The 26,028-nt window shown below is 60.4% G+C and carries 17 protein-coding genes and 2 tRNA genes; 14 read left to right on the top strand and 5 right to left on the bottom strand.

Annotated elements, in window-relative coordinates:
• Positions 1-161: 161 nt before the first annotated feature.
• The 4 genes from NW834_RS00880 (at position 162) to NW834_RS00865 (ending at position 8,161) form a co-directional block, all read left to right on the top strand.
• Positions 162-4,766, top strand: a complete 4,605-nt coding sequence (locus NW834_RS00880) for a TM2 domain-containing protein (RefSeq protein ID WP_414419475.1) — start codon at positions 162-164, stop codon at positions 4,764-4,766.
• A gap of 90 nt (positions 4,767-4,856) precedes the next feature.
• A complete protein-coding gene (gene rodA, locus NW834_RS00875) occupies positions 4,857-6,167 on the top strand; it encodes a rod shape-determining protein RodA (protein WP_414419476.1) in 1,311 nt (436 codons plus the stop codon).
• 120 nt (positions 6,168-6,287) lie between these two features.
• On the top strand, positions 6,288-7,493 hold the full coding sequence (locus tag NW834_RS00870; protein ID WP_414419477.1) for a cysteine desulfurase family protein: 1,206 nt from the start codon (positions 6,288-6,290) through the stop codon (positions 7,491-7,493).
• Between the two features lie 59 nt (positions 7,494-7,552).
• The gene (locus tag NW834_RS00865) at positions 7,553-8,161 is read left to right on the top strand and encodes a CPP1-like family protein (RefSeq protein WP_041436527.1); all 609 of its coding nucleotides are present in this window, start codon (positions 7,553-7,555) and stop codon (positions 8,159-8,161) included.
• A 38-nt stretch (positions 8,162-8,199) separates the two neighbouring features.
• Here NW834_RS00865 and NW834_RS00860 read toward each other — a convergent pair whose 3' ends face one another.
• The 3 genes from NW834_RS00860 to lysA all read right to left on the bottom strand — a co-directional run bounded on the left by NW834_RS00860 (position 8,200) and on the right by lysA (position 11,474).
• Positions 8,200-8,946 carry an isoprenyl transferase gene (locus tag NW834_RS00860; protein WP_414343303.1) on the bottom strand — a complete coding sequence of 249 codons (747 nt, stop codon included), beginning with the start codon at positions 8,944-8,946 and terminating at the stop codon, positions 8,200-8,202.
• A gap of 6 nt (positions 8,947-8,952) precedes the next feature.
• Positions 8,953-9,876, bottom strand: coding sequence for a diadenylate cyclase CdaA (gene cdaA / locus NW834_RS00855; protein ID WP_414328940.1), 924 nt, complete (start codon positions 9,874-9,876; stop codon positions 8,953-8,955).
• A 218-nt stretch (positions 9,877-10,094) separates the two neighbouring features.
• Entirely contained in the window at positions 10,095-11,474 is a 1,380-nt protein-coding gene (gene lysA, locus NW834_RS00850) for a diaminopimelate decarboxylase (protein WP_011433248.1), read from the bottom strand.
• A gap of 221 nt (positions 11,475-11,695) precedes the next feature.
• On the opposite strand from lysA, the gene NW834_RS00845 reads away from it, so the two are divergent.
• The 5 genes from NW834_RS00845 (at position 11,696) to NW834_RS00825 (ending at position 20,553) form a co-directional block, all read left to right on the top strand.
• Positions 11,696-11,781: transfer RNA gene (locus NW834_RS00845), tRNA-Tyr, on the top strand.
• Between the two features lie 8 nt (positions 11,782-11,789).
• Positions 11,790-11,861, top strand: a tRNA-Thr gene (locus NW834_RS00840).
• A 134-nt stretch (positions 11,862-11,995) separates the two neighbouring features.
• Positions 11,996-14,785 carry a cation-translocating P-type ATPase gene (locus tag NW834_RS00835; protein ID WP_414419496.1) on the top strand — a complete coding sequence of 930 codons (2,790 nt, stop codon included), beginning with the start codon at positions 11,996-11,998 and terminating at the stop codon, positions 14,783-14,785.
• A 169-nt stretch (positions 14,786-14,954) separates the two neighbouring features.
• Positions 14,955-19,286, top strand: a complete 4,332-nt coding sequence (locus NW834_RS00830; RefSeq protein WP_414419478.1) for a PAS domain S-box protein — start codon at positions 14,955-14,957, stop codon at positions 19,284-19,286.
• A gap of 34 nt (positions 19,287-19,320) precedes the next feature.
• Positions 19,321-20,553, top strand: coding sequence for a response regulator (locus NW834_RS00825; protein ID WP_414419479.1), 1,233 nt, complete (start codon positions 19,321-19,323; stop codon positions 20,551-20,553).
• A gap of 35 nt (positions 20,554-20,588) precedes the next feature.
• On the opposite strand, the gene NW834_RS00820 is transcribed toward NW834_RS00825, so the two are convergent.
• Complete coding sequence (locus tag NW834_RS00820) at positions 20,589-20,960, bottom strand: HesB/IscA family protein (RefSeq protein WP_414419480.1); 372 nt, start codon at positions 20,958-20,960, stop codon at positions 20,589-20,591.
• A 113-nt stretch (positions 20,961-21,073) separates the two neighbouring features.
• Between NW834_RS00820 and rnz the strand changes: the two genes are divergently transcribed.
• From rnz to dusB, 5 genes are all read left to right on the top strand, one after another.
• Complete coding sequence (gene rnz, locus NW834_RS00815; protein WP_414350436.1) at positions 21,074-22,042, top strand: ribonuclease Z; 969 nt, start codon at positions 21,074-21,076, stop codon at positions 22,040-22,042.
• 29 nt (positions 22,043-22,071) lie between these two features.
• Positions 22,072-22,935 (top strand): RDD family protein, encoded by an 864-nt coding sequence (locus NW834_RS00810; RefSeq protein ID WP_414375156.1) that lies wholly within the window; start codon positions 22,072-22,074, stop codon positions 22,933-22,935.
• 91 nt (positions 22,936-23,026) lie between these two features.
• Positions 23,027-23,221 carry a 50S ribosomal protein L33 gene (gene rpmG / locus NW834_RS00805; RefSeq protein WP_011433240.1) on the top strand — a complete coding sequence of 65 codons (195 nt, stop codon included), beginning with the start codon at positions 23,027-23,029 and terminating at the stop codon, positions 23,219-23,221.
• Positions 23,222-23,250: 29 nt separating this feature from the next.
• Positions 23,251-23,466, top strand: a complete 216-nt coding sequence (gene rpsR / locus NW834_RS00800) for a 30S ribosomal protein S18 (RefSeq protein ID WP_011433239.1) — start codon at positions 23,251-23,253, stop codon at positions 23,464-23,466.
• A gap of 16 nt (positions 23,467-23,482) precedes the next feature.
• The gene (gene dusB, locus NW834_RS00795) at positions 23,483-24,568 is read left to right on the top strand and encodes a tRNA dihydrouridine synthase DusB (protein WP_414419481.1); all 1,086 of its coding nucleotides are present in this window, start codon (positions 23,483-23,485) and stop codon (positions 24,566-24,568) included.
• An 81-nt stretch (positions 24,569-24,649) separates the two neighbouring features.
• Here dusB and leuB read toward each other — a convergent pair whose 3' ends face one another.
• Positions 24,650-25,765 carry a 3-isopropylmalate dehydrogenase gene (gene leuB / locus NW834_RS00790; RefSeq protein WP_414419482.1) on the bottom strand — a complete coding sequence of 372 codons (1,116 nt, stop codon included), beginning with the start codon at positions 25,763-25,765 and terminating at the stop codon, positions 24,650-24,652.
• Between the last annotated feature and the right edge of the window lie 263 nt (positions 25,766-26,028).

The following is a 26,028-nucleotide window of genomic DNA, read 5'->3' as shown; positions in this document are numbered from 1 at the left end:
GTTTGGAAACAAACAGAATGCTATCGCTGCATAGTTGAACAGTGATGTTCAGCAGTGTTCAGCGTAAATGTATCAGAAGGATTTGAGAACGGCATGGCAACCGGCTAGAGCAAGGCTTAGAGTAGCAGTAGCCCCAAGCCTTTTGCTCAAGGAATCTGGCCATGGGATCCCAGGATCACCTCTTGCCTCCAGGAGCAGAGGAGCTGCAATCTGACCGCTCGCCCTCCTCGGAGCAAGTCCTTTTGGAGCTCACCGTTCGGGGATCCCGGCAGCAAGTCTTGCAGGGTTTGCGGGCCTGGCTGGAGCTGAGCTTGCTGACTCCAGAGCACTTTCGCTTGCTGGTGGAGCAGTATCGGCTAGAGGGGGAGGAACCAAGGTCAGCGGCAGTTTCCCCCAGCGACGAGATCCCGGCTCGTCTTGGCTCGGCCTACGTGCTCTGGATTTTGGGTTTGTTTGGCATCTGTGGCCTGCACCGTTTTTATCTGGGCCGCTGGGGCACGGGGCTGCTCTGGCTGCTTACTTTTGGGCTGCTGGGGATCGGTCAGCTCCTGGATTTGATTTGGATCCCGGGGATGGTGCGAGAAAGAAATGCTCGCCTGGCCGGATCTGGGGTTGAGGAACCTGCGGTCGAGGGGGGAGAAGAGCCCCAAGCTGCCCCTCAATCCACTCGCGCTACTCGGACGGAGTCCTTGCCCCCCCCTACCCCGGCGCTGGCTGTTTTGCTGCGGAACTTGCTGTCAGAGCTGAGCGTGACTTGGCTGTTGCTGCTGGGCCTGTTTTTGGTGGTGGTGTCCTCGGGGGTGCTGGCGGCCAGCCACTGGGAGCAATTTTCTCCAACTGCTCAGTATGGGGTGCTCTTGGCCTATACGGCGGCTTTTGGGGTAGGTGCTGGATGGATCCAACGGCAGGAAGGGCTGCGTCTAACCGGTCAAACCTTGGAGGCTATTGCCCTGCTGCTGGTGCCGGTGAACGTGTGGGCCCTGGATGGGCTGGGGATCCTTTGGGGGATCCGCATCCTGGCGCTGGGCTTGCTGCTGGGGATCCCGTTGACGGCTGAGGGTCGGGTGCGCTCGCTGGGTTCAGGTGCCGGCTTTCGCGACAGCGGTGTGGAGCCCAATGCCTTTTCCAATGCCTTTTACGGAACCTTGGTGAACTTTTTGGCCCTCTCTGGCTTGCACGCTTTCTGGAGCTTGGGGCCGCAGGAGCTTCGCCCTGCTTTTGTCCTGGGGATCCTGTATCTGGGGATCCTCAGCACCGTGATTTACACCTGGAGCCGCCGGTCTCAGGAATTACGGGGCTCCAAGATCTGGCTAATCGGGGCTGCCGGATCCCTGTTAATCCTACGGGGGCTGCTGTCTGGGCATGTCCAAGTGCCGCAGTTGGGGTTGGCGGTGGCCCTGTTGGGTTGGTTAGCAGCGGAATGGCCCCAGGGATCCCCGGACGTCGTAGCAGAAGGCGCTCAGGAGGGGACGCTCTCCCGCTGGTGGGAGGGGAGCTGGGTGCTGTTGGTGGTGGGCTGGCTGCTGGCTGCCATTGGCTTGGCGGAGAGCCCTTTCAGCGGCTGGCAGTTGCTGGGGATTAGCCTGCTGGGGATCCATGTCTTAATCGGGCGCTTGCGCCGACACACCCAGTCGCCCCAGCGGGACGAAGTCCTTAGGGTGCATTTGACGTTGCTGTTCTTGCTGGGCCTGGAAACTTGCTGGGCTTTTTGGCAGGTGTGGCCAGCAAGCTGGCGGCAAGAGGTTGTAGCTACAGTAACCAACTGGTTTCAGCCCCTTGATTCCCCTTGGGGCTTGCTGGGGTTGGCGCTGCTGCCCTACGAGGTGCTGTGGCTGGGGTTGGCGGCCCGCTGGCAGAGGAGCGGTCCAGAAGCCGGTGAGACAGGCTTTTCTAGGCTGGTAGAACCAACAGAGCGCTTGGTTTTGGGGCTAGGGGGATCCCTGCTGCTCTTGAGCCTTCCCTATCCGGCCATTCGCTTTTGGCACTTGCTTTTGAGCGCCGGGATCCTGGCCTGGTGGCTACAACAAAAGTCCAGATCAGGAGAAACTCCCAACTTTCTTTGGGTACTTCTGACCCACGCCTACGGAGTGGGGGCACTGCTAGCCGGGATCCGCTGGCTCTTGTCTGACTTGAGCCTGTCCAGTTGGGGAGTGGTTCTGCTGCTGGTGGGCCTATTGCAATGGGCAGGGCGGGTGGCTCTGGGTGGGTCAGGGCGCTTTTGGGGATTGCCCGTGGGGCTGTGGCAGCGAAGTGCAGATGGCATAGGGCTGGTGCTGGTGGGATCCAGCTACTTGGCGTTTTTGCTGCAACGGCTCCCCGAGTTGTCTGCGACTGGTGAACAATCCATGGGCTGGCTGTGGCTGCTGGTGCCTCTTGCTTTAACGGCAGCTCAGGTATTGGCCCTGCCCCCCCTGGAGTTCATGCCCCGCTGGCTGCAGAGCCCAGAGCAAGGGGGATTGGGATCCCTTTCCTGGCAGCAGGGGATCCCAGTGCGGGGATCCCTGCGTCTTTGGGCCGTGCTCTCGCTGGTGATGGCGCAGTTGCTCACCTTGGGCAGGCCGGGCCCGGATCTGCTCGGGCTAGGGCTGGGGTTGCTGCTGCTAGCTACCCAGGTGTGGCTATGGGCTTGTCCCTTGCCAAGTTCCCCTACTCCTGGAGCAGAGGGGGAAGCCCTGCTGGCGGTGGCCTTCGGCTCAGGGTTCGGCCTGGTGGGGATCAGCCGGCTCTTGCCGACACTTACGGAAGCGGAATGGCTGCTGGTCTTGGCAGCGCTGCTGTTGCTTTTGAGCGGCTGTCGCTACGGCATCCGGCACCTCTCTTCTCGCCTGCAAGCCGCTTACCGGCCAGCCCTGGATGGCTGGGGTATACCCTTGGGGTTGGTGCTCTTGCTCTCCCTAACGTTGCCCACCGCGGCGGCCCTCTTCACCCCTTCCTCGCCCCCTGCTTTCTCGGCAGCCATACCGCTGGCCTCTGGGGTTACCTGGCTGGCCATTGGTCTCCGACTTTGGGTAGAGGTTGCTCCGGTCTTCTCTGCTCCCATTGCCGAGACGGGATCCTCTCCGACCCTCCCCCCTAGCGCTAGCGGGACGGAGTCCTCTCCGACAGGGGATGCCCCTGAAATTGCCCAAGCCCTTTCATCTGGCCAGATCAAGGGTCAGATGGATGGGTTGTTGTACGGGCTGGGCTGGGCTTTGGAGCTACTGGCGGCAAGCGGCGTGTTGTGGGCTGTACAGGGATCCCGTCCTGTTGCCCCTCTGCTTGCCGTCATCAATCTAAGCCTGGGGATCCTCTTTTGGATTGGGCCGGAGAAACTCCTCTTTGAGCGGCCCGATCGCGCTGGTGGGACGGAGTCCTCAGGGGGACAACTCCTGCAGCGGGTCAAGGCTCTGAGTTGCTGGGGGACAGCGCCGCTGATCTATGCCGGCTTGGGCTGGCTGGGATCCCATCTCGAACTCGAATGGAGCGAGCTGACAGGTCTGGGCAGCTTAGGTCTCTCCATCGTGCTGCTGGGCGTGGGGCGCCGACAGTCACCGGAGCAGCACCCCTGTCGCGAACAGGAAGGCCCTCCTCCTACCAACCGGAAGGGGATCCTGGGAGCTTTCGGAATATCGCTGGCGGCCTACGAGAGCTGGGTCTACTTTCTCGGCCAGCAAACTGGGGAATTCTGGGAGGACGAAGCGGCGGTGCTGACAGCTTTGCTAGGGCTGCTCTTGGCAGTGGGCTACTGCCTCTGTCCATCTTGGCTGGTGGCGACCCTGCGGCTGAAAGCGGCCTGGCTGCAGCGGATAGGTGCCGGCAACTGGGGCTTGGCCAGCCTCGCCCTTTGGAGTTTCGCTCTCAGCCCTTGGGGGAAGGGGCTCTGGGTGCTGACGGGATCCGGCCTGGTGGCCTATGCCGCCGGACAGGCGAGAACCTCAACTCTAGAATCTCCAACAGAGCAAAATTGGGTGCCAACGGTCTGGGGTTACCTCAGTGCATGGCAAGGAGCTGGGGTTCTGCTGGGCAGTGTGTTCCTGGGGCTGCCACAGCTATCCATAGCGCGGTGGGCCGGATCCCTGCTCTGTGGGCTGGGGCTGGTTTACCACGGCTTGCCCTGGCGACGGTGGGGCTGGCCGGCGGCTCCTTGGCAGAATACGGCCCTGGTGCTGCCCCTGGCCGCTTTTCTGGTAACCGCGGGAGGAAATAACACCCTTAATCTGCTGCTGGGGGCAACCTACTATGCCCTGCTGGCTATCTGGAGATCCCAAGTGCGCCTGGGCTATGTCAGCCTTTTCTTGAGCAACTGGATCCTGTGGAATTACGGCTGGCATCAGGATTGGGCTTCCCTGACGTTCTATGCCCTGCCCCTGGTGGGATCCCTGCTCTATGTGGCCCAGGTGGATCCGGGATTACAGGAAACCAACGGACGGCGGGGGCGGCATTGGCTGCGGCTGGTTTCCTTGGGCACATGGCTGCTGGTGGTGCTGGTGGAAACTCACGGGCAACGGTGGACGGGCTTTTGGCCGGTAGGGTTGGGTTTGGCCTTGGGTCTGCTGGGCTTGGCCTTGCGGGTAAGAGCCTATCTCTTCGTGGGCACGCTGGCCTTTGGGCTGGGGATCCTGCGGCAGGGATGGCTGTTGGTAACAACTGATGCGCTGCTGCTCTGGGCCACTGGGATCCTGCTGGGCCTGCTTCTGATTTGGACGGCAGCCAATCTTGAAGGGCGTCGAGAAGAGGTGGGATCCCGCCTCTCCGCTTGGCTAGGGCAACTGCAGAGCTGGGAATAGCTCCCCCCGTGGGAGAGGGGTCGAGAGTGAGCCAGTGGGGCAAGGGGCATGTCAAACTGGTGCTGGCCTTGCTTTGGAGGATGGGGTCTATTGCTGGGCAACGTTGACCCAAAGGTGTCTTCTCAGCCTAGGTGGAAAAAGCTTCTGCGGCAGATCTTGGCTCCTTGGCGCGAGTTCGATGGCATGTTGCTGGCCACGGTGCTGGCCTTGACAGGCATCGGCATTCTTGCCATCCGCAGCGCAGTCTGGGAGCGTCCCATCAGCCACTATTGGCTGCAGCAGTTGATCATGGCCGGGATCAGCCTGGTGTTTTTGGGAATGGTAGCCCGGATCCCGTATGAGCGGCTTTTGCGCTGGCACTGGTTCACCTACTTCCTGACCTTGGCAGGTTTAATTGCAGTGCTCTTTTTCGGCACGGCGGGGGGAGGGGCGGAGCGCTGGCTCTCCATCGCTGGCTTTCAGGTGCAGCCTTCTGAGTTTGCCAAGCTGGGGGTAATTGTTACCCTGGCTGCTCTCCTGCACCACTGGCCGATCAAGTACTTCAGCCAGATTTGGGTGGCCGTTGCCGTCATTGCTCCTCCCTGGATCTTGATTTTCCTGCAGCCCAACCTGGGCACTGCCCTGGTGTTTGTGGTGATTGTCCTGGTCATGCTCTACTGGGCCGGAGCCAAGGGCAGTTGGATCCTCTTGCTCCTGTCGCCGGGGGTGGGAGCCATTCTCTATGGCTTACACACTCGCCCAGAGCTGAGCTGGATGCTTTGGGTTTGGCTGCTCTGGTGTCTGGGAATGGCGGGGTTGGCTGCTTGGCGTCTCCCCTGGCAGTGGACGGGGGCCGTAACTTTTGGGGTAATCAACCTGCTCTCGGGGCAGTTGGGTCAGCTAGCTTGGCACCTTCTCAAGCCCTATCAGCGGCGGCGGCTGGAGATTTTTATCGATCCCATGCAAGAGCCCTGGGGAGCCGGCTATCACCTCATTCAATCCCGCATTGCCATCGGAGCCGGCGGCCTCTGGGGCCGCGGTATCCAGCAGGGCACCCAAACCCAGCTGGACTTCATCCCCGAACAGCACACGGATTTTATTTTCTCGGCCATTGGGGAAGAGATGGGTTTTATCGGCACCCTGACGGTGCTGATCCTGTTTTGGATCCTGTGTGCGCGGCTGATCTGGATTGCCCAAGGGGCCAAGGACAATTTTGGATCCCTGATTGCCATTGGGGTGCTGGCGATGATCCTCTTTCAGGCGGTGGTGAACATCAGCATGACCATCGGCCTGGCCCCGATTACCGGCTTGCCTTTGCCTTTTCTAAGTTATGGCCGCTCGGCTCTGCTGACCAATTTTCTGGCCATTGGCTTGGTGGAATCGGTGGTGATGCACCGCCAGCGTACTAGTCTTTTCAAGTAGGCAGGCTCAATTTGCCTCCAGCGGGTTTGGCCTCAACAAGGGGAAGCTGCTGCCAGCGTTGGGCAACACTGGCCAAGGATCTTAAGATAGGAACACGGAGCCCCGGCTGGTCGAGCTGGCATGTTGCGTTTGGATCCTGCCCTCTACTTTGACCACAGCGCCACCACTCCGCCTCGGCCTGAGGTGATCGAGGCCATGCAGATGGCGATGCAGGAAAGCTGGGGCAACCCCTCCAGCTTGCACGGGTGGGGAGAACGGGCCGCCATGGCCATGGAGCGGGCGCGGCAGCAGGTGGCCGAGCTGCTTAACTGTGAGCCGGAGGCGCTGCTGTTTACCTCAGGCGGGACGGAGTCCAACAACCTGGCCCTGTTTGGGGTGGCCCAGCGCTACTCTACTCCCCAACATCTCATCATCTCCAGCGTCGAGCACGCCTCGGTGGAGAATGCTGCCCGCCAGTTGCAGTCCCAAGGCTGGCAGGTCACTCGTCTGCCGGTGAACGCCGCCGGCCAGGTGGATCCCCAGACTTTGATCCAGGCGCTGCAACCCAATACCGTTTTGGTCTCCATCGTCCACGGCCAAAATGAGGTGGGATCCCTGCAGCCCATTGCAGAGCTGGGTCAGATCTGTCGCCAGGCGGGGGTGCTCTTCCACACCGACGCTGTGCAGACGGTGGGGCGGATCCCGCTGGATCTGGCGCAACTGCCGGTGGATCTGCTCTCCCTTTCCGGGCATAAACTCTACGGGCCCCAGGGGGTGGGGGCGCTGTACGTGCGCCCAGGGGTGGAGCTGCGACCGCTGCTGCGGGGGGGTGGGCAAGAACGGCGGCTGCGGGCTGGCACCCAAGGGATCCCGGGCATTGTCGGCTTGGGAGTGGCGGCAGCTTTGGCGGCCCAAGAGCTATCTCAAGAAACGGCCCGCCTGCGGCAATTGCAACGGCATTTGGCCCAGTTGCTGGCGGAGGTGCCCGGTTTGCGGCTGACCGGCCCCGTCCGTTTGGAGCAGCGCCTGCCCCACCACCTCAGCTACTGCGCCGCAGGGATCCCGGGGAATGTGCTGGTCAGGGCCCTAAGCCGCCAGGGGATCGCCATTAGCGCCGGCTCCGCCTGTAGCAGCGGCCAACTGATCCCCAGCCGCATCCTCTTGGCCATGGGCCACTCAGAAGCCGAGGCGCTGGGATCCATTCGCCTTAGCCTTGGCAAAGCCACCACCTACGCTGCGGTTGAGTATGTGGCCCGATGTCTACAAACGGAGCTTGCCTCCATCTCCAAATCCGTAGCCTTGGGGAATGCGGCAACTCAATCCCCGTTGTCGATCCCCGTCACGTAGCCGGATCGAAGGTCGGGCAGGCTGGGTTAAGGTGATAAAGAGTTACAGGGCTGGTCGCTATGGCTGAGATGAGTCCGTATCAGGTGTTGGGAATTAGCGAAGAAGCCTCCTTTGAAGAAATTCAATCGGCGCGGGCTAGGCTCCTGGCCAGCTTGGGCGCCGATGAACAGCAGCAAGAGCGGGTGGAGCAAGCCTACGATGCCATCCTGATGCAGCGCCTGCGCCTGCGCAAAGAGGGCAAAATCGCCGTTCCCGACCGCATTCGCTACGCCGAACAACGGGCTGCCCATCCTGAGCCGGAGCTGAGTTTGCCTCGCCCTGCTGCCCAAAATCCCCCCTGGGTCAGCCGCTGGTTGGATACCCCCTCTACCGCCGATGCCCTCTGGCCTGCGGCGCTGCTGGGTGGGCTGGGGGGTTGGGTTATCCTGGCTCCCGATGAGTACCCCTCGCTGCAACTGGCCTTGGGGCTGATGGCTTGTATCTATTTCCTGTACCGCAAAGAGCGCCGCTTCATTCGCGCTTTTCTCTTGGCCCTGGCGGGCCTGAGCCTGGGGCTGATGTTGGCCTACGGCATTGCCCTTCCTCTCACCGGTGGCGATGCTCCTGGTGCGCTGTTGGTGGGGATCACGTTTACGGTGATGTGGTTGGTGACCAGCTTTCTGCGCTAGCTGCCGGTTGGCAACGGATATCCAACCAGGGATCATCCTCACCTGCCAAACCGCCGCTGCCGCGACTGATAGCTAAGCAAGGCTTGGTGAAAAGCGGCTCGGTCGAAATCCGGCCAGAGAATGGGGGTGAAATACTGCTCGGTGTAGGCCATCTGCCAGAGCAGGAAGTTGCTGATGCGCATCTCGCCGCTGGTGCGGATCAGCAGGTCAGGATCCGATAAGCCGGTGGTGTAGAGAAATTGGGAAAAGAGGGCCTCGTCAATCTGATCCGGCTGCAGCAGCCCCTGCTGCACCAAGGTGGCAATGGAGCGGCAGGCCTGCAGGATCTCCTGTCTTCCCCCGTAGTTGAGGGCCACCGTCAGGCAAATGCCCTTGTTGTGCTGGGTGCATTCCACCGCATGCACGATGGTTTCCTGCAGAGAGTGGGGCAGAGCCGACAACTGGCCGGCAAACTGGATGCGCACCCCCTGCTGCACCATTTCCCCCAATTCCTGCCACAGCACCTGCTCGAACAAAGTCATGAGAAAATCCACCTCCTCGCGGGCCCGGCCCCAGTTCTCGGTGGAGAAGGCATAGGCGGTAAGGGCTGGGATCCCCCAGTCATCACAACAGCGCAGCAGCTCCTTCAGGGCCGCTACCCCTCGCTGATGCCCAACACTGCGGGGTAAGCCCCGTTTTTGCGCCCAACGCCCGTTGCCATCCATCACCACCGCCACATGGCGGGGCAACAACTGCGGATCCAGGTCGGCAGGCAACTGCAGAAGATGGGCAGGAGAAAGGGTCATGGAGATTCAGTCTTCGGGGAGGGTTTTCTCAGGTTTGCGAAAGAGTTTAGTCAGATCGGCAAGGGATCCCCACCAGCGCAGCGGCCCATTGCGAAACCAGGGGTGGGCCCACAATCCCTTTAGCGGAGCATCTCGTTTTTTGGCATCGCGGGGATTGCGCAACCGCTGTACCAGCAGTTCGTGTAACTTGGCACTGGTCAGAGGCCGCTCGATGCGCCCACCCTCCGCCAGGGAAATGGATCCCGTTTCTTCTGAGACCACAATACACAAGCAATTGGTCTGCTCTGTGATCCCCATCGCAGCGCGGTGCCGTGTGCCCAGCTGTCGAGAGGCGGCCCGCTCCGAAACCGGCAGGATGACCCCCGCTGCGCGAATGCGATTCCGATGGATGACCACAGCCCCATCATGCAACAAAGTTGAAGTCTGGAAAATGGTCTGCAAGATCTCCCGCGACACCCGCGCCTGGAGAGGTACTCCTTTGTCGGTAAACACCCGCGAGTCAATTGGTTGCTCCGGCTCGATCACAATCAGCGCTCCTGTGCGGTTTTGGGAAAGTTCTCGCACTGCTTGCACCAGTTCTTCCACCAAATCTTCCTCAGGATCCTCCTCGTCATCGCCTGCGTTGCTCGGCCACTCCATGCGGATGGCTCTTGCCAATTGCTCCAGCAGCCGCCGAAACTCCGGTTGAAAGAGCACGCCCATGGCTACAGCTGCGCCCAGGAGCAGGCGATCCAAGATCAGGTGAACCAAGGGGAGAGAGGCTGTGGCCAGGTACAGCACCAGCAGCACTATAAATCCCCTCACCAGCACCCCAGCACGACTTTCGCGGGTGTAGTAGAGAGCCAAAGCCAACAGAAAGACAGCCAGAGCCCAGTCCAAGAGGCTGAGAAAGTTAAACTGCTGTAGCCAAGCCCATAAGGCCGCCAGCATGGCGAAAAACCCCGTTCACGCTCCCCTCATTGCGGACCTTCTGCCTGGTGCCGTTCTGCACCTCAGAACCCCTGTTGGACTGCGGCCCCCAGACCAGCCTACCACTCACCTCCTGGCTGTCTTCCAGTCTTTCTCGCATGAGGTGCGTTGGCTGCGGTCGGCGCTGCCAGGAAAGGCTGTGCCTCTACTGACCAGATGGGTATGGGCAAACTTCCCCTTCAACGCAGCAACCGCTCTGGCAAGACATCTTGACGGATTAAGTCGGCATAAGTTTCTCGCCGCACAATCAACTGGGCCTCTCCCTCGTTGACCAGCACCGCGGCTGGCCGAGGGAAGCGATTGTAATTGGAAGCCATGCTGTAGTTGTAGGCCCCCGTCGCCAAAACCACCAACACTTCTCCTGCCATTGGGGCGGGCAGAAGCACATCCTTCAACAGCACATCCCCCGACTCGCAGTGCTTGCCGGCCACCGTTACCCGCTGCGTGGCCTCTGCCTCTGGTCGGTTGGCCAGAAGGGCGGTATAGCGGGCTTGGTAGGTGATCGGGCGCGGGTTGTCGGACATACCACCGTCGATGGTGATGTAGGTGCGTCCCTGGGGCAGGTCATCGCTGGGAGGGATCCGCTTTTGCCCTCCCAGGGTGTAGGCGGTCACGGCAGCCGGCCCAATCACAGATCGTCCAGGCTCGCAGAGCACCTTGGGCAAAGGGATCCCGGACTGGGCAAAGGCTTGTTGCACCGCCGTTGCCACAGTTTCCACCCACTCCGGGATGGAGGGGGGATCATCGGATTCGATATAGCGGATCCCCAGGCCCCCACCCACATTCAGCTCTTGTAGGGGCAACCCTCTGCCCAGCCCTTGCCGCCAGATCTGGGCCAGCACCCCCGCCAGGTCGCGGTGGCCCTGTAGATCAAAAATCTGTGACCCAATGTGGGCATGGAGCCCAACGCACTGCAGTTGGGGATGGGCTGCCAAAAAGTCAAACACCTCCGGCAGTTGCCATTGGCCGATGCCGAATTTGCTGTCGGTTTGTCCGGTGCGGATGTACTCGTGGGTGTGGACGTCAATACCAGGGTTAACCCGCAGGAGCAGCCGCGCTGGCCGTGCGGGCGTGGTCAGGGCCGACACCTGCTGCAGTTCGTACAGGCTATCGACCACCAAAGTACAGCCCGTCTCCAGGGCCAAGTTCAGCTCGTCGAGAGACTTGGCGTTGCCGTGCAGATAGAGATCTTCACCTTTGGCCCCCGCCTGCAGGGCCGTGTACAGCTCCCCGCCAGAAGCCACATCCAACCCCAGCCCTTCTTGCAGCGCCAATGCACAGATGGCCAGGCAATTCCAGGCTTTCGTGGCGTACAAAACCCGGGATCCCCCGGCGTAGCAGCGGGCCCAGGTGTCACGGTAAAGCTGGCAGGCGCGGCGCAGCGTCCATTCGTCCAGGATGTAGAGAGGGGATCCAAACTGGCGCACCAGCTCCACCACGTCGCACCCCCCAATTTCCAAGTGCCCCCGGCTGTTGATACGGCTGGTCAAGGGGCGCAAAGACTGGTTGGGGGAAAGGGTCTGCTCTGGATGGGTGGGAGTGCCGAGGGTCGAAATCATGGTCAGGAGTCAGAAAACTGTCTTAAACGATATCAAGTTCCTTATTCAGTTTGTCTTGAAAAGTGCCCAGCCCTAACCCGATCCCTTTATACCCAGCTCTGGGGCTGCCTCGTTCCGCTTCGACTCTGACTCCTCGGTTTTGAGATGGCTGACAATTGGCACAGTGGGAGTGTGTCTGACTTACGCAACACCTTCTGCTATGATGAAAGACCGGTGTCAACGGGTCGATGCCCGAGGGGTTAAAGGGGGCGGACTGTAAATCCGCTGGCTTACGCCTACGTTGGTTCGAATCCAACTCGGCCCACCATCGGCTTTGCCCACGTGGCTCAGTGGTAGAGCACCCCCTTGGTAAGGGGGAGGTCACGAGTTCGATCCTCGTCGTGGGCTTGGCGCTCTGAAGATGATCCCAGCCGCTGGCGCCAGAAGAGCTATGGCCCGAACAACTGGGGAGATGACAAGAATCCTCCCCCTCGAGGGCGGGGAGTATGTCAAAATGCGGCAAGAACCCTCGAGTGGTCGCGATGATCCCACCGGATGGATCCCCCCTTGCTTCTGTTCCTGCCTGGCATAGCCTCACCCTCGCCGCCGCCATCCAGAAGTTGCAGACCGATCCCGATCGTGGCCTCACCACTCAGCAGGTGATCCAGAGGCAGCGGCAATATGGCCCCAATGAGCTGATCACCACTTCTGGCCGTAGCTCCTGGCAAGTCCTGCTGGATCAATTCCGCAACATCATGCTGCTGATGCTGATCGCCGTAGCGGCGATCTCAGCCACTTTGGACTTGCAAGAAGGCGAGTTTCCTAAAGATGCCCTGGCCATTTTGTTGATCGTTGGCCTTAACGGTGGCCTGGGCTATTTGCAAGAAAGTCGGGCGGAAAAAGCGCTGGCGGCCCTGAAAAAACTGGCCTCCCCTACTGTGCGGGTGGAGCGGGATGGCCTGTGGCAAGAAGTTCCAGCCAGCCAACTGGTGCCGGGGGATCGCGTGCTGCTGGAAGCCGGGGTACAGATCCCAGCCGATGGGCGCTTGGCCGAGGCCGTGAACCTGCAGGTGCGGGAAGCAGCTTTGACCGGAGAAGCCACCCCTGTAACCAAACAGGCAGATTGCGTACTCCCGCCGGACATCGAGCTGGGGGAACGGCGCAACATGGCCTTCATGGGCACCGAAGTGATTCAGGGGCGAGGGATCCTCTTGGTTACTGCCACCGGCATGAACACGGAGCTGGGCAAGGTGGCGAAGCTGCTGCAAACGGTGGAAAACGAGCCCACTCCCCTGCAGCGGCGCATGAGCCAACTGGGCAATGTGCTGGTGTCGGGATCCCTGGCTTTGGTGGCCCTGGTGGTGGGGATAGGGCTGCTGCAAGCCAGGAGTATGGCCCCTTTCACCTCGCTTCTGGAAACCTCCTTGAGCATGGCCGTGGCCGTGGTACCAGAGGGGCTGCCCGCGGTGATCACTGTCACCCTGGCTATTGGCACCCAACGCATGGTGCGCCGCCACGCCCTGATCCGCCGCCTGCCGGCAGTAGAGACCCTGGGATCCGTGACCACCATCTGCTCCGACAAAACCGGCACCCTCACGGAAAACAAAATGGTGGTAACCGACATCATTACCCCCGACCGCCATTACCACGTCAGCGGCACCGGTTACATTCCCAAGGGATCCTTCTACTGCGGCGGCCAGCTCATAGATCCCGGGAGCGCCCCGGATCTGCAGGCCATCTTGCGGGCCGTGGTGTTCTGCAACGATGCCCTGTTGCAGGCCAGCCTCCAACCCGTTGCCGGTCGCAACCCACGGTCTGCAGTTTCTTCTCCCCCTTCAACGCCCACCTGGTCCATCCTGGGGGATCCGACCGAAGCAGCCCTGCTGGTGGCAGCCGCCAAGGCCAACCTCCACAAAGGCTCTTTACAGGAGCGCTACCCACGGGTGCAGGAGCTCCCCTTCAGCTCGGAACGAAAACGCATGAGCGTGGTGATCCAAGAAAACGGCGGCTACTGCGTCTACACCAAGGGATCCCCAGAGCTGGTGCTGGAGCGGTGTGATCGCATCCAGAAAGGGGGAACTTGGCAGGAGCTGTCGGAAACCGATCGCCAGGCCATCCTCGGCACCAATAACCGCCTGGCCGCCCAAGGTATCCGGGTTCTGGGGGTAGCCACCCAGAGGCTAGAGCGGATCCCGGACAACGGGGAAGAGGTGGAGCACAACCTGGTTTGGCTGGGCTTGGTGGGGATGCACGATGCTCCGCGACCAGAGGCGCGAGAGGCCGTGGCCCGCTGCCGAGAAGCTGGGATCCGCACCCTGATGATTACCGGCGATCATCAGCTCACGGCTGTGGCCATTGCCCGGGAGTTGGGCATTCTCGAGTCCGAAGATCAGGCCATTGACGGACGCACCCTCTCCCGCCTGAGTTTTGAGGAGCTGCTGCAAACGGTGCAGACGGTCAACGTCTATGCCCGCGTGGCACCCGAACACAAGCTGCGCATTGTGCAAGCCCTGCAAAAGCAAAACGAGTTTGTGGCCATGACCGGGGATGGGGTTAACGACGCGCCTGCTCTGCGCCAGGCGGATATCGGCATTGCCATGGGCATCACCGGCACCGATGTGAGCAAAGAGGCCAGCGACATGGTGCTGCTGGACGACAACTTCGCCACCATCGTGGCCGCCATTGAAGAAGGGCGAGTGGTCTACAGCAACATCCGCCGCTTTGTGAAGTACATTTTGGGCAGCAACATCGGTGAGGTGCTGACAGTGGCTGCTGCCCCCATCCTGGGCTTGGGGGATGTGCCGCTGACACCCCTACAGATCTTGTGGATGAACTTGGTGACCGATGGCCTGCCCGCTCTGGCCTTGGCTTTGGAACCGGCGGAGCCAGGGGTGATGCAGCGCCCCCCCTTCAACCCCAAAGAGAGCATCTTCGCCCAGGGGCTGGGAGCCTACATGGTGCGCATCGGCGTGGTTTTTGCCATCTCCACAATCCTCATGATGGCCATTGTGGAAGCCTACATCCCCCACTGGCGCACAATGGTCTTCACCACCCTGTGTATCGCCCAGATGGGCCATGCGCTGGCCGTGCGCTCCAACGAGAAGCTCACCATCGAGACCAACCCTTTTTCCAACCCCTACCTGCTGGGCGCGGTCCTGACCACTCTGCTCTTGCAATTGGCTCTGCTCTATGTGCCTTTCTTGCGCAGCTTCTTTGGCACAGAGGAGCTAACCCGCACTGAACTTTTGATCTGCTTGGGCTTTAGCACCGTGGTTATGGTCTGGGTGGAGTTGGAAAAACTCTATTGCCGCTGGCGCAAGGGATCCCGCTGACTCTTTACAATCAAGACAATCAAGAGCCTCTCTCCCTGCTGCATCCAGAAACGAAACTCTGAGCAGAGGCTCGTCTCCCCCAAAAGCCATCCTCAAGGGGTTGTACAGAGGCTATTTCCGCAAGTTGGCTGAGCTTCCTCTTTTGACCTGCAGGATAAGCTGGAAAAACTTGCTGGAATACCTTGCTCTGGGTTTTATGCACGGGGGGCTGTGGGCAGCAGGGAAAACGGTGGGCCTGGTGGATCCCTCTGGCCTTGCCTTTTGGCTGCTGGGATCCCTCCTTCTGGCTCTTCTGCTGCTCGGCCTGCAGCAGCTTTCTGTCTTGCGGAGGATCCTGAGATTTCCTTTCCAACTTCTTAGGGGCAGCCCTGGCCCAGAGGCTCGTTTTCGGGCAGCGCTGGAAGCCAGCTTGGATGCCATTTATCTGTTGGAGGCGGTGCGGGATCCCGTTACCCGCGAGATCCGCGACTTTGTCTTTGTGGATGTCAACGCCAAGGGGGAAGAGCTCATTTCCCTCCAGCGCCGGCAGATCATCGGCCAGCGGCTGTGCGAGCTGCTGCCCATCAACCGCTGGGGGGGCTTTTTTGAGAAATACAAGCGAGTGGTGGAAACCGGCATTCCTCTGGAAGAGGAGTTCCCCATTTCGGGGCAGCCGGGCTTGAAGGCCAGTTGGATCCATCACCAAGTGGTGCCGGTGGGAGACGGGATCCTCATCACCAGCCGCGACATCAGCGAGCGGGTCAAGATGGAGCGGGCTCTACAGGAAAGCGAGTCTCGCTACCGCGCCCTCTACGAGGCCATTCCCGACTTGATTTTTGAGCTCAGCGCCGAGGGAGTCATTCTTCATTGCAAGCCTTCCCCTTACGTTCCCACCCGACATCCGCCTGAGTTTTACGTGGGTCGCCGCGCCCAAGACGTGTTTACTGGCTCGCTGAAAGAGCAGTATCCATCTCTGGCGGAGGGGGCCTTGGTCAGCCAGACGCCGCAGTACCTAGAGTACGAAGTTGAGATTGAGCCGGGGATCCGCTGCTATCGGAGAGCCTGCGTTGTCGCTCACGGGAGAGACAAAGTTTACATCCTGGTGCGAGATATCACCGAGCGGAAAGAGGCGGAGTTGGCCCTTAGAGAAATGGAAGCCACCCAGCGGGCCATTCTCCAAGCCATCCCCGACCTTATTGTTCGCCTGAATCGCCAGGGCATCTGCCTGAGTTTTATTTCCGGCGGCGATGTCCATCTTGACTGCCCAGCAGAGCGCCACTTAGGTCGATCCCTCCAGGAGATTCTGCCGCCAGCGCTGGCCGAGCAGCGGCTTTTCTTTGTTCAGCAGGCTCTGGCCACCCAAACCCAACAGCGCTACGAGTACAGCATTGAAGTCCGAGGGGAGGTACGCCACGAAGAAGCCCGCATTGTGCCTCTGAACAGCCAGGAAGTCCTGGTGATCGTGCGGGATATTACAGAAGCCAAGCAGGCAGAGCTGGCCTTGAAAGCCGCTGAACAGGTGCAGCGAGCCATTCTAGAAGCCATTCCCGACTTGATCTTCCGCCTTGATAGCCAGGGCATTTGCTTGAGCTTTGTCTCGGGGGGCGAGGTTCTTCCCTATGGCTCACCCGACACCTACGTGGGCCGATCCCTGCAGGAGCTTTTGCCACCGGAGTTGGCCGAGCGGCGGCTTTTCTTTATTCGGCAGGCCCTGAGCACCCAGACGCGGCAGCGCTACGACCAAAGCATCGAGATTGAAGGGGAGACCCGCCACGAAGAGGTGCGCATTGTGCCCCTCAACCCCCAAGAGGTGGTGGTGATCGTCCGCGATGTAACCGACAGGGTGCGATCCCAGCAGGCCGTCCAGGAAAGCGAGCAGAAGTTCCGGGCGCTGTTTGAGAATGCCGCTGTGGCCATCCTCATCCGTCATGCCGAGACCGGCGAGATCCTGGAGGCCAACTCCCAGGCCATTGCGGCCTATAGCTTCTCCAGTTTGGAGGAGCTGCGAGCCTTCGACGCTTCCGAGCAGTCTCCCTATCGCCAGGCTCTTCGGGGCGGGGAGTTCTCGCTGCAGTCCTACTTGGAGCAAGCCCGCCAGCAGGGATCCGCCCGCTTTGAGTGGCAATGGCAGCGGCAGGATGGCCAGGTTGTCTGGGAAGACGTGTTTGTGCAGCCCCTTGTCCTGCGCGGGATCCCGTGTTGGGTGTTTACCGCGGTGGACATCACTGCCCGCAAGTCGGCAGAAGCGGAGCTGGAGCAGTTTTTCTCGGTGGCTCTGGATTTGCTCTGCATTGCCGATGCCCAAGGGTACTTTCGCCGTCTTAACCGAGCCTGGGAGACTACGCTGGGCTATTCTCTGCAGGAGCTGCAGAGCCGACCCTTTTTGGAGTGGGTTCACCCGGAAGATGTCCCCGCCACACAGGCCGCCATGCAGCAGCTTATCGAAGAGAAACGGCTGGATCACTTCGTCAACCGCTACCGCACCCAGGACGGCAGCTATCGTTTCATCGAGTGGCGAGCCTCTTTGGCCGGATCCCTGTTCTACGCCGCCGGACGGGATATCACCGTAGCCAAGCTGGCAGAAGAGCAGATGAAAGCAGCCAAGGAAGCTGCCGAAGCCGCCAGCCGGGCCAAGAGCGAGTTCCTGGCCACCATCAGCCACGAGATCCGCACCCCCATCAACGCCATTTTGGGGATGACCAGTCTACTCCTGGACACCTCCTTGGATCCGCAGCAGCAGGATTGGGTACAGACCATCCGCTATGGAGGCGAGGTGCTGCTGAACCTAATCAACGACATCCTCGATTTCTCCAAGATCGAGTCCCAGAAGCTGGAACTGGAGGAAATGCCTTTTTCCTTGCTGCAGTTGGTGGAGGAGCTGCTGGATCTGATGGCAGCCCAAGCCCAGAGCAAGGATCTGGAACTGGTGGCTTGGGTGGATCCCAACCTGCCGCCAACCTTGATAGGGGATCCCAACCGGCTGCGCCAAATCCTGGCCAATCTGCTCAGCAACGCCATCAAGTTCACCCCCCAGGGAGAGGTAGTGGTGACCGTCGAGGCCGGGGAGAGGGATCCTGAAAAGCAATGGGTCAACGTTCAGGTGCGGGATACAGGCATTGGCATTCCCCCCGAAAAATTGGATCGCCTCTTCAAGCCCTTCAGCCAGGTGGATAGCTCCATCAGCCGCCAGTTTGGGGGCACCGGCCTGGGCTTGGCCATCAGCCAGCGTCTCTGCCAGCTCATGGGGGGAGCAATCGGGGTGGAAAGTCAGCCGGGCCAGGGATCCACTTTTCGCTTTCGCATTCCCCTTCGCATTCCCCTGAAGAGGTTAGACCAGGAGCCATCGGCAACAGCTGCGCCGGATCCCAGCTTGGCCGGTAAGCAGATCTTGCTGGTGGAAGATAACGCCAGCCAACGGCAGCTGTTGGCCCGACTGCTGAGAGCTTGGGGCATGGAGGTAACCTGTTGTGCCTTGGCGGCAGAAGCCCAGGCTGCAGCTAGAACCCATTCTTTTGACCTGGCCCTTCTGGATGCCACCCTGCCAGACCGGGATGGCCTAACCTTGGCGGCTGACCTGCAGACAGCGCAACCCCGCCTGTTACCGCTAGTGCTGACGGGGCGCAACTTCATCTCCACAGCAGACCCTCTCCCCGCTTTGGCCAAGCCGGTCAAAGCCTCCCAACTGCGGAAGCTGCTGCTGGGGCTTGTGGGAGAAAAAGCTCCTTCCTCCTTATCTTCCTCTCCCGCCGCTCCTCCCTCCATTTGGGACGCGACCCTGGCCAGCCGCTACCCGCTTCAGATCCTGGTGGCAGAGGATAACCCGGTTAACCAGAAGGTGATTCGCCTCATGCTGGAGCGATTGGGCTACCGGCCCGACATAGTCGGCAACGGTCTGGAAGCCGTCCAAGCTCTGCGCCTGCGACCCTACGATCTGGTGTTGATGGATATGCAAATGCCGGAGCTGGATGGTCTTTCGGCCACCCGTCGCATCCGCGCTGAACTGCCTCCTGAGCGCCAGCCTCGCATTGTCGTCCTCACGGCCAATGTGTTTTCGGAAGGCCGTGCTGCTGCCCAAGCTGCTGGGGTAGATGGCTATCTAACCAAACCCTTGGAGCCAGCCGCCCTAGTCCGGGTTCTTCAGGGATCCCCTCCCCTTCCCATCCCGGCCAGCCAAGAAGAGGATCCGCCCCTCGACCCCGTTATCCTCGCCCAGATGCGGGCAGTCTTCAGCTCTCCAGAAGCCTGGCAGGAGATGGTCCAAACCTACCGGCAGGACAGCGAAGCTCTATTGGGATCCCTGCGGCAGGCCCTAGAGCAGCGGGATCCCCAAGCCATTGCTCGGTTGGCCCACCGCCTCAAAGGCGGCAGCAGCACCCTGGGCGCCAAACGTCTGGCCGAGCTGTGTCAGCAGTTGGAAAAGCTGGTTCATGCCGAGCCAGCCAGTTCTGTAAAATGGGATACTATAGAGCAAGCCGTGCAGAAGCTGGAGGTGGCATATCGGCAAGTTATCCTCAGTCTCTGAGTGCAGAGCTTTTCTCCCTCTCCTCTCGATGCCTATGCTGAGGCCCAATCCCCACCCTCCGGCCAGCTCGCCGGCGGTTCCTGAGGCCCAGGCGGGATCCCCCTCTCCTGAAAAGAAGCCGTTGTTGTTGATCGCGGACGATGAGCCCAGCCAGCGACTCTTGGTTCGCTACGCCCTTGAGCGAGAAGGCTACCAAGTCCTGGAAGCCAGCAGCGGCGAAGTCTGTCTGCAGCTAGCCGCTCAACACCCAGTGGATATGGTCTTGCTGGATGCGGTCATGCCGGATGTGGATGGGTTTGAGTGCTGTCGCCGCCTCCATGCTCAAAACTCGGATCTGCCCATTCTCATCGTCACGGCGCTGGAAGATGAGTCCTGCGTGGATGAAGCCTTTGCTGCCGGGGCCAGCGATTACATTTCCAAACCCATTCGCTGGTCGGTTTTGAAGCGGCGCATCCGCCACCTGATCCAGGCCAGCCAAGCCCAACGCCACCTGCGGGAACTCAACCAAGCCCTAGAAGCCAAGGTGCAAGAACGCACTGCCCAGTTGGCCTGCCAGGTGCAGGATCTGCAGCAGCTCAACCGCCTCAAGGATAGCTTTCTGGCCAGCGTTTCCCACGAGCTGCGCACTCCCCTCACCAAGATCAAGTTGGCCCTGGAACTGTTGGGCCGCACTCCTCTCAACGAGAAGCAGTGCCAATACCACCGCATCGCTTTGGAAGAGTGTCAGGCTGAAATTGAGCTGATCAACAAGTTGCTGGATCTGCAGAGCCTAGAAGCCAAAGAGTTGAGCTCTGCGGCTGCCGCCATCGATCTCCACAGCTTTTGCACAAGCCTGCTCGACGGGGTGCGAGAACGGGCTCAAGCCCGGCAACTGAAGCTGGAGATGGCAGAGCTGACCTCATTCCCGGCAGTGCTCTACAGCTACCCGCAGCGGCTAACCCTGATCCTGAAGGAACTGCTGGAAAATGCCTGTAAGTTCACCCAGCCGGGCGGAACCCTCCGCTTAGAGGGGCAAGCCTTTCCCGGTGGGGTTGAGTTAAGAGTCGGCAATACCGCCCAAATCGAGCCTGAACACCTGCCCCACCTTTTCGAACGCTTTTACCGTGTGCCTTCTGAGGATCCCTGGGCGCAGCCGGGCAGCGGCCTTGGACTGGCCTTGGTGAAGCATTGGGTGGAGTATCTGCAGGGCCAAATCCGGGTCACCAGCCAGAACGGATGGACTTGGTTTGTCCTTTGGCTGCCCAGCCTAGAGCCCTCCAACCGTTGACGCCCAAAGGCGGGTGGGAGGCAGCGATTGAGACTTTAGTGACCAACGACAGCAGCAGTCTCAGCAGTGGCAAAGGAGGTGCCACACCCACAACTGGCGACTGCGTTGGGGTTCTTGAAGCGGAAGCCACCGCCCAGCAGATCCTCGGAAAAATCGACGGTGGTGCCGCTGATCAAGGTCATACTCAAGGGATCCACCGCCACCTGGATATCCCCAAAGTCGAAGGTATGATCGTCAGGGTTGGCCCGAGACTCGAAGTTCATCACATAAGAGAGGCCAGAGCAGCCGCTCGGCTTGACCCCCAGACGCAGGATGGGCTGGGATCCCTCTTTTTCGTACTTGCTGCGCAGGCGCTTCAACTCTTGGATGGCGCTATCGGTCAGGGTGATCATGACGAGAAGGCTCAAGGGTACGTTCTACTCCCCATCCTATCAAGGGTTTTTTCTCGGCCAGCGAGAGCAATTGGTAAGCTAGGGATCCCAATCCTTGAGGTCTTGCCCCTGTGACAGATCCCAATGCCATTCGGATCACCTTTTTGGGCACCAGCTCCGGCATGCCCACCCGCCAGCGCAACGTCTCTGGGGTGGCGGTGCAGTTTCCCCAGCGGTCGGAATGGTGGCTGTTCGATTGCGGCGAGGGCACCCAGCACCAGTTGCTGCGCCTAGACGAGCTGCGCCCCAGCCAGTTGCGCCGCATTTTCATCACCCACATGCACGGGGATCACATCTACGGCCTGCCGGGGCTGTTGGCCTCCTGTGGCTTGGGCAGCACCCCTGAGCACATCGATATCTACGGCCCGCCGGGCCTGGAAGAGTACCTGAAGGCCGTGTTGCGCTACAGCGAGACGCGCATCCCCTACGGCTTCCGCGTTCACACCGTCGAAACCGGTCTCATCCTGCAAGAGCCGGAATACTCCGTCTTCTGCGCGCCCTTGGATCACCGGGTGCCCGCCTTCGGCTACCGCGTGGTGGAACAGGATCGGCCAGGCAGCTTCAATGCAGCCAAAGCCCAAGCCGATGGGATCCCCTTTGGCCCTCTGTATGGGCAGCTCAAGGCCGGCCAATCCATCATCTGGCAGGGCCGCTGCTTTCACGGACGGGATTATGTCGGGGATCCCATTCCGGGCCGCAAATTCTCCTACTGCACCGACACGATTTTCTGCCGCAATGCTGTTGATCTCTCCCGGGCTGCGGATCTGGTCATCCACGAGGCTACCTACGCTCAGGCTGACTTGGAGCTGGCCCGCCGCTCTAAGCATTCCACCGCCGCCATGGCCGCCCAAGTGGCCGCCGAAGCCAAGGCCCAAGCTTTGATCCTCACCCACTTCAGCCCCCGCTACACCCCAGAGGCCCCCATTACCTTGGAAGACCTGCTGGCAGAAGCTCAGGCCATTTTTCCCAATACCCTGCTGGCCCGCGATCGGCTGACCTACGAGATCCCCCGTCGCAGCCCGTCCCCTCTGCCGGTGGGTGTGGGCTTGCCTCGCTAGAATGGTAGAACTGACTGTCTCAACCGGCAATGACGGATCCCAGACCCTACCCCGAACGCCCCCAATTTCCAGAGCGGCCCAAAACCGAACAACTGGATCAAAGTGCTGGCGAGTGGCGAACCTTCAGCGCTTTGCCCCCTGCCACTTCTCTGCCCCCGGTTCAAGCCGAGCGGCCAGCCCCGCAAACGGCTGCTGAGGGAGAACCCCTGCCAAAATTGGCTCCCTGGAGCAAACGAATTGGGGCTTTTGCCCTCGACTTTGGGCTGGGGCTGGGGATCTCCTACCTAGCCCAAGGCTTGGCTGCTCTGGTAGGGGCCAATGCAGGCGCCGTGGACATGACCGGCTATCTCGCCTTCTTCGCCACCTGGCTGGTGAACCGCGGCTATTTCCAATCCCGTCCTGAGGGCCAAAGCCTCGGCAAATGGCTGCTGAACATCAAAACCCTGGATCCCGAGACCGAAGCCTCGCCGCACCTGGTTCGCTCTCTGGCTCGAGAGGGAGTGCTCTCCCTCTTTGTGCTTACAGAGGCCCTGCTGGTGCCTCTGGCTGCGGATGGGCTGTTTGCCGTCTTCGACAAGGAAAAACGCCAAACCATTCACGACCGCGCCGGACGTACCCTAGTGGTGGAAGCGGAGCGGGGCTACCACCTGGATGAAAAAGTCCTGCAGTTTTTGCAGGACATCCTAGAGGGGGACGCTGCTGACGACGTCAAATCGGCTGCTCGCGACCTGCTGCGCCAAGCCCAGCGCAATGACACCGTGCGGGATCTGTCCAAGCAGTTGCAGCGCCTGAGCAAAGATGTGGATCGCAACGCCCGTAGCCTACGGCAACAAACGGGCAAGCAAGTGAAAACTTGGGTTGATTCCGTCAAGGAAAAGTTGGATAATTGGTGATCGCGCTTATTGAGGCAAACCCATATCTCCAGCCTCAGGATCTGGGATTGCAGTTTCCTCATTGCCGTTTACCTTCGTCTTGGGATCCGTCATGGCCAAAGCAAAGGGTGCCCGCATCATCATTACTCTGGAGTGTACGGAGTGCCGCACCAACGTCAACAAGCGCTCTCCAGGCGTGAACCGCTACACCACCACCAAAAACCGCCGCAACACAACAGCCCGCTTAGAGCTGAAGAAATTCTGCCCCCACTGCAACCGCCACACCGTCCACAAAGAGATTAAGTAGTTCAAGCCGTTTCGCCGTTCTCCTGACCTATGGTTTACGCTCGCCGCCGCCTGTCTCCCATTAAGCCGGGAGAACCCATTAGGTACACCGATGTTGAGCTGCTCAAGAAATTTGTTACCGAGCGTGGCAAGATCTTGCCCCGCCGCATCACCGGCCTGACTGCCAAACAACAGCGGGAGCTCACTGCCGCAATCAAACGAGCGCGCATCATGGGTCTTCTTTACTTTGTCAACAAAGAGGGATAGCTTTCTCCGGATCCCGATGGGCCTGCAGCTTTCGCCGGAACTCCAAGCCCGCTTGTCCCAGCCCCTCAATATCGGCGGGGTAAAAGTTTTGAGCCGCGTTTTTCAGGCGCCGCTGTCAGGGGTAACCGACCAAGTCTTTCGAGGGCTGGTGCGCCGTTTTGCCCCCCACAGCTTGGTTTACACGGAAATGGTCAGCGCGACCGGCTTGCACTATGCCCGCCAGTTGCCCCGCATCATGGAGGTCGGCGAGGGAGAGCAGCCCATCGGCATCCAATTGTTCGATTGTCGGCCCGACTTTCTGGCGGAAGCAGCCCGCATGGCTGTGGACGAAGGGGCGACCTTGGTGGACATCAACATGGGCTGCCCGGTGAACAAGATTACCAAAAACGGCGGCGGCTCTTCTCTGCTTCGCGATCCCGACACGGCAGCGCGAATTGTGGAGGCGGTGGCCAACGCAGTGGAGGTGCCCGTAACCGTGAAAACGCGCCTGGGCTGGTCGGATCAGGAGATCAACATTTTGGATTTTGCCCACCGTCTGCAGGAGGCAGGGGCGCAACTGCTCACCCTGCATGCCCGAACACGCGCCCAAGGCTTCAACGGCAAAGCCCGCTGGGACTGGATCCGCCGCGTCAAACAGCACCTGTGCATTCCCGTCATCGCCAATGGGGATATTTTCTCGACAGCCGCAGCGGTGAAGTGTTTGGAGGAAACCGGAGCCGATGGGGTGATGTGCTCCCGCGGCACCATGGGCTATCCCTTTCTGGTGGGGGAAATCGATCACTTCCTGAAAACCGGTCAAGAAAGACCGGCCCCCACTCCCCTGGAGCGGATTCAAATGGCCTTAGAGCATCTGCGCGGTCTCTGGGAGTACAAGGGAGAACGTGGCATCCGTCAGGCCCGCAAGCACATGACTTGGTACATCAAAGACTTTGCCGGAGCCTCTCAATTCCGTGCTCTCCTCTGTCGCATTGAGACGGTGCAGGAAGGGGAGGCTCTGCTTCTTCAAGCCATGGAGCGCTGCCAAGAAGCCACACCTCGACCGGAAGAGGCCATTAAAACCACTGAGGAGGTCGACCTTCTCCCTGAAGCCGGTTGGGCGTAGCTCCGGTGATCCCTGCAATTGGAAATTGCTTGGAAATCGCCGCACGTCTGCCTTGGCTGTAGCCTGTGGCCCCGAAAAAGGCTATTGCGCCTGCTGCTGGGACAGGGCTGCCACCAACTTTTCTCCCATTTCCTGGCAACCCACTAAAGTCATTCCCTCAGAGTAAATGTCTGGAGTGCGGTACCCTTGCGCCAAAACGGCCTCTACCGCCTGTTCGATGCGGTCGGCAGCTTGCGGCTGATCCAAGGAGTAACGCAGCATCAGGGCGCCGGAGAGCACCTGGGCAATGGGGTTGGCTTTGTCTTGTCCGGCAATGTCGGGAGCCGACCCATGTACCGGCTCGTATAGGCCGGGGCCAGAGGATCCCAGAGAGGCAGAGGGCAGCATACCAATAGAGCCGGTCAGCATGGCCGCTTCATCGGAGAGGATATCGCCGAAGAGATTGCCCGTGAGGATGACGTCGAACTGCTTGGGCCAGCGCACCAACTGCATGGCGGCATTGTCGATGTACAGGTGGGAAAGTTCCACCTCCGGGTACTCAGCCGCAATGACATTGACCCGCTCCCGCCACAGTTGCGACACCTCGAGAACGTTGGCTTTGTCCACCGAGCAGAGCTTGCGCCGGCGTTTGCGGGCCAGCTCAAAGGCAACTCGGGCAATCCGATCCACCTCAGCTTCGCTATAGACCATGGTGTTCACGCCGCGCCGAGATCCTTGGGCATCCGTGAAGATTCCCTTAGGTTGGCCGAAGTAAATGCCCCCCGTCAGCTCCCGCACTACCACCAGGTCGATCCCCGAGATCACCTCTGGCTTCAGGGAGGAAGCCCCCACCAGTTGAGGGAAGACTTTTACCGGGCGCAAGTTGGCAAACAGCCCCAGCCCCGCCCTCAAGCCCAACAAGGCCCGCTCCGGGCGTTTCTCAGGAGGCAGAGCGTCATACTTGAAGTCGCCGACAGCAGCCAGATAAACGGCATCGCTCTCTTGAGCCATTTTCAGGGTTTCTGCCGGCAAGGGATCCCCAGTCTGGTCGTAGGCAGCCCCGCCGATTAGGCCCTCTTGCCACTGGAGAGCAAATCCCATCTGCCGGGCAACTGCATCCAAAACGGCTCGTCCCACCCGCATGATTTCGGGGCCGATGCCATCTCCGGCAAGGGCTGTGATCCGATAGGTTCGAGCAGTTGAAGAAGAAGTGCTCATGAGCGGTCAAGCTGAAGATGAGGGCGTAGAGATACTACCACTTCGGCGGGCTGGCCCATCCCTTGGCACACAGGTTTGCAGACAACTTCTCCAAAAAGCTCTCCAAAAGAGAAAGTGCAGCCCGGCCACCGACCTGCTGCACTCTCGAGCGAGCAACCCACCAAGCTGCAGTCCCAGATGTTCCTCTAGAACAAGCCCAAGGTGACCCACTTATCCAAGGGCAAGGTGGCACCTATGCCCAGGTAGAGGGTGACCAAGGTGCC

The organism is Synechococcus sp. R60.1 (assembly GCF_047461835.1).
Classification (GTDB): Bacteria; Cyanobacteriota; Cyanobacteriia; order Thermostichales; family Thermostichaceae; genus Thermostichus.
The sequence above is the reverse complement of the archived record's forward strand: the minus strand, read 5'-3'. Positions and strand labels throughout refer to the sequence as shown.

Bases quoted from the DNA above. Each gene is read 5' to 3' on its own strand.
- NW834_RS00880 (WP_414419475.1), top strand. From the start codon at position 162: ATGGGATCCCAGGATCACCTCTTGCCTCCAGGAGCAGAGGAGCTGCAA.
- NW834_RS00870 (WP_414419477.1), top strand. From the start codon at position 6,288: ATGTTGCGTTTGGATCCTGCCCTCTACTTTGACCACAGCGCCACCACT.
- NW834_RS00865 (WP_041436527.1), top strand. From the start codon at position 7,553: ATGGCTGAGATGAGTCCGTATCAGGTGTTGGGAATTAGCGAAGAAGCC.
- NW834_RS00860 (WP_414343303.1), bottom strand. From the start codon at position 8,946: ATGACCCTTTCTCCTGCCCATCTTCTGCAGTTGCCTGCCGACCTGGAT.
- cdaA (WP_414328940.1), bottom strand. From the start codon at position 9,876: ATGCTGGCGGCCTTATGGGCTTGGCTACAGCAGTTTAACTTTCTCAGC.
- lysA (WP_011433248.1), bottom strand. From the start codon at position 11,474: ATGATTTCGACCCTCGGCACTCCCACCCATCCAGAGCAGACCCTTTCC.
- NW834_RS00835 (WP_414419496.1), top strand. From the start codon at position 11,996: ATGATCCCACCGGATGGATCCCCCCTTGCTTCTGTTCCTGCCTGGCAT.
- NW834_RS00825 (WP_414419479.1), top strand. From the start codon at position 19,321: ATGCTGAGGCCCAATCCCCACCCTCCGGCCAGCTCGCCGGCGGTTCCT.
- NW834_RS00810 (WP_414375156.1), top strand. From the start codon at position 22,072: ATGACGGATCCCAGACCCTACCCCGAACGCCCCCAATTTCCAGAGCGG.
- rpmG (WP_011433240.1), top strand. From the start codon at position 23,027: ATGGCCAAAGCAAAGGGTGCCCGCATCATCATTACTCTGGAGTGTACG.
- rpsR (WP_011433239.1), top strand. From the start codon at position 23,251: ATGGTTTACGCTCGCCGCCGCCTGTCTCCCATTAAGCCGGGAGAACCC.
- dusB (WP_414419481.1), top strand. From the start codon at position 23,483: ATGGGCCTGCAGCTTTCGCCGGAACTCCAAGCCCGCTTGTCCCAGCCC.
- leuB (WP_414419482.1), bottom strand. From the start codon at position 25,765: ATGAGCACTTCTTCTTCAACTGCTCGAACCTATCGGATCACAGCCCTT.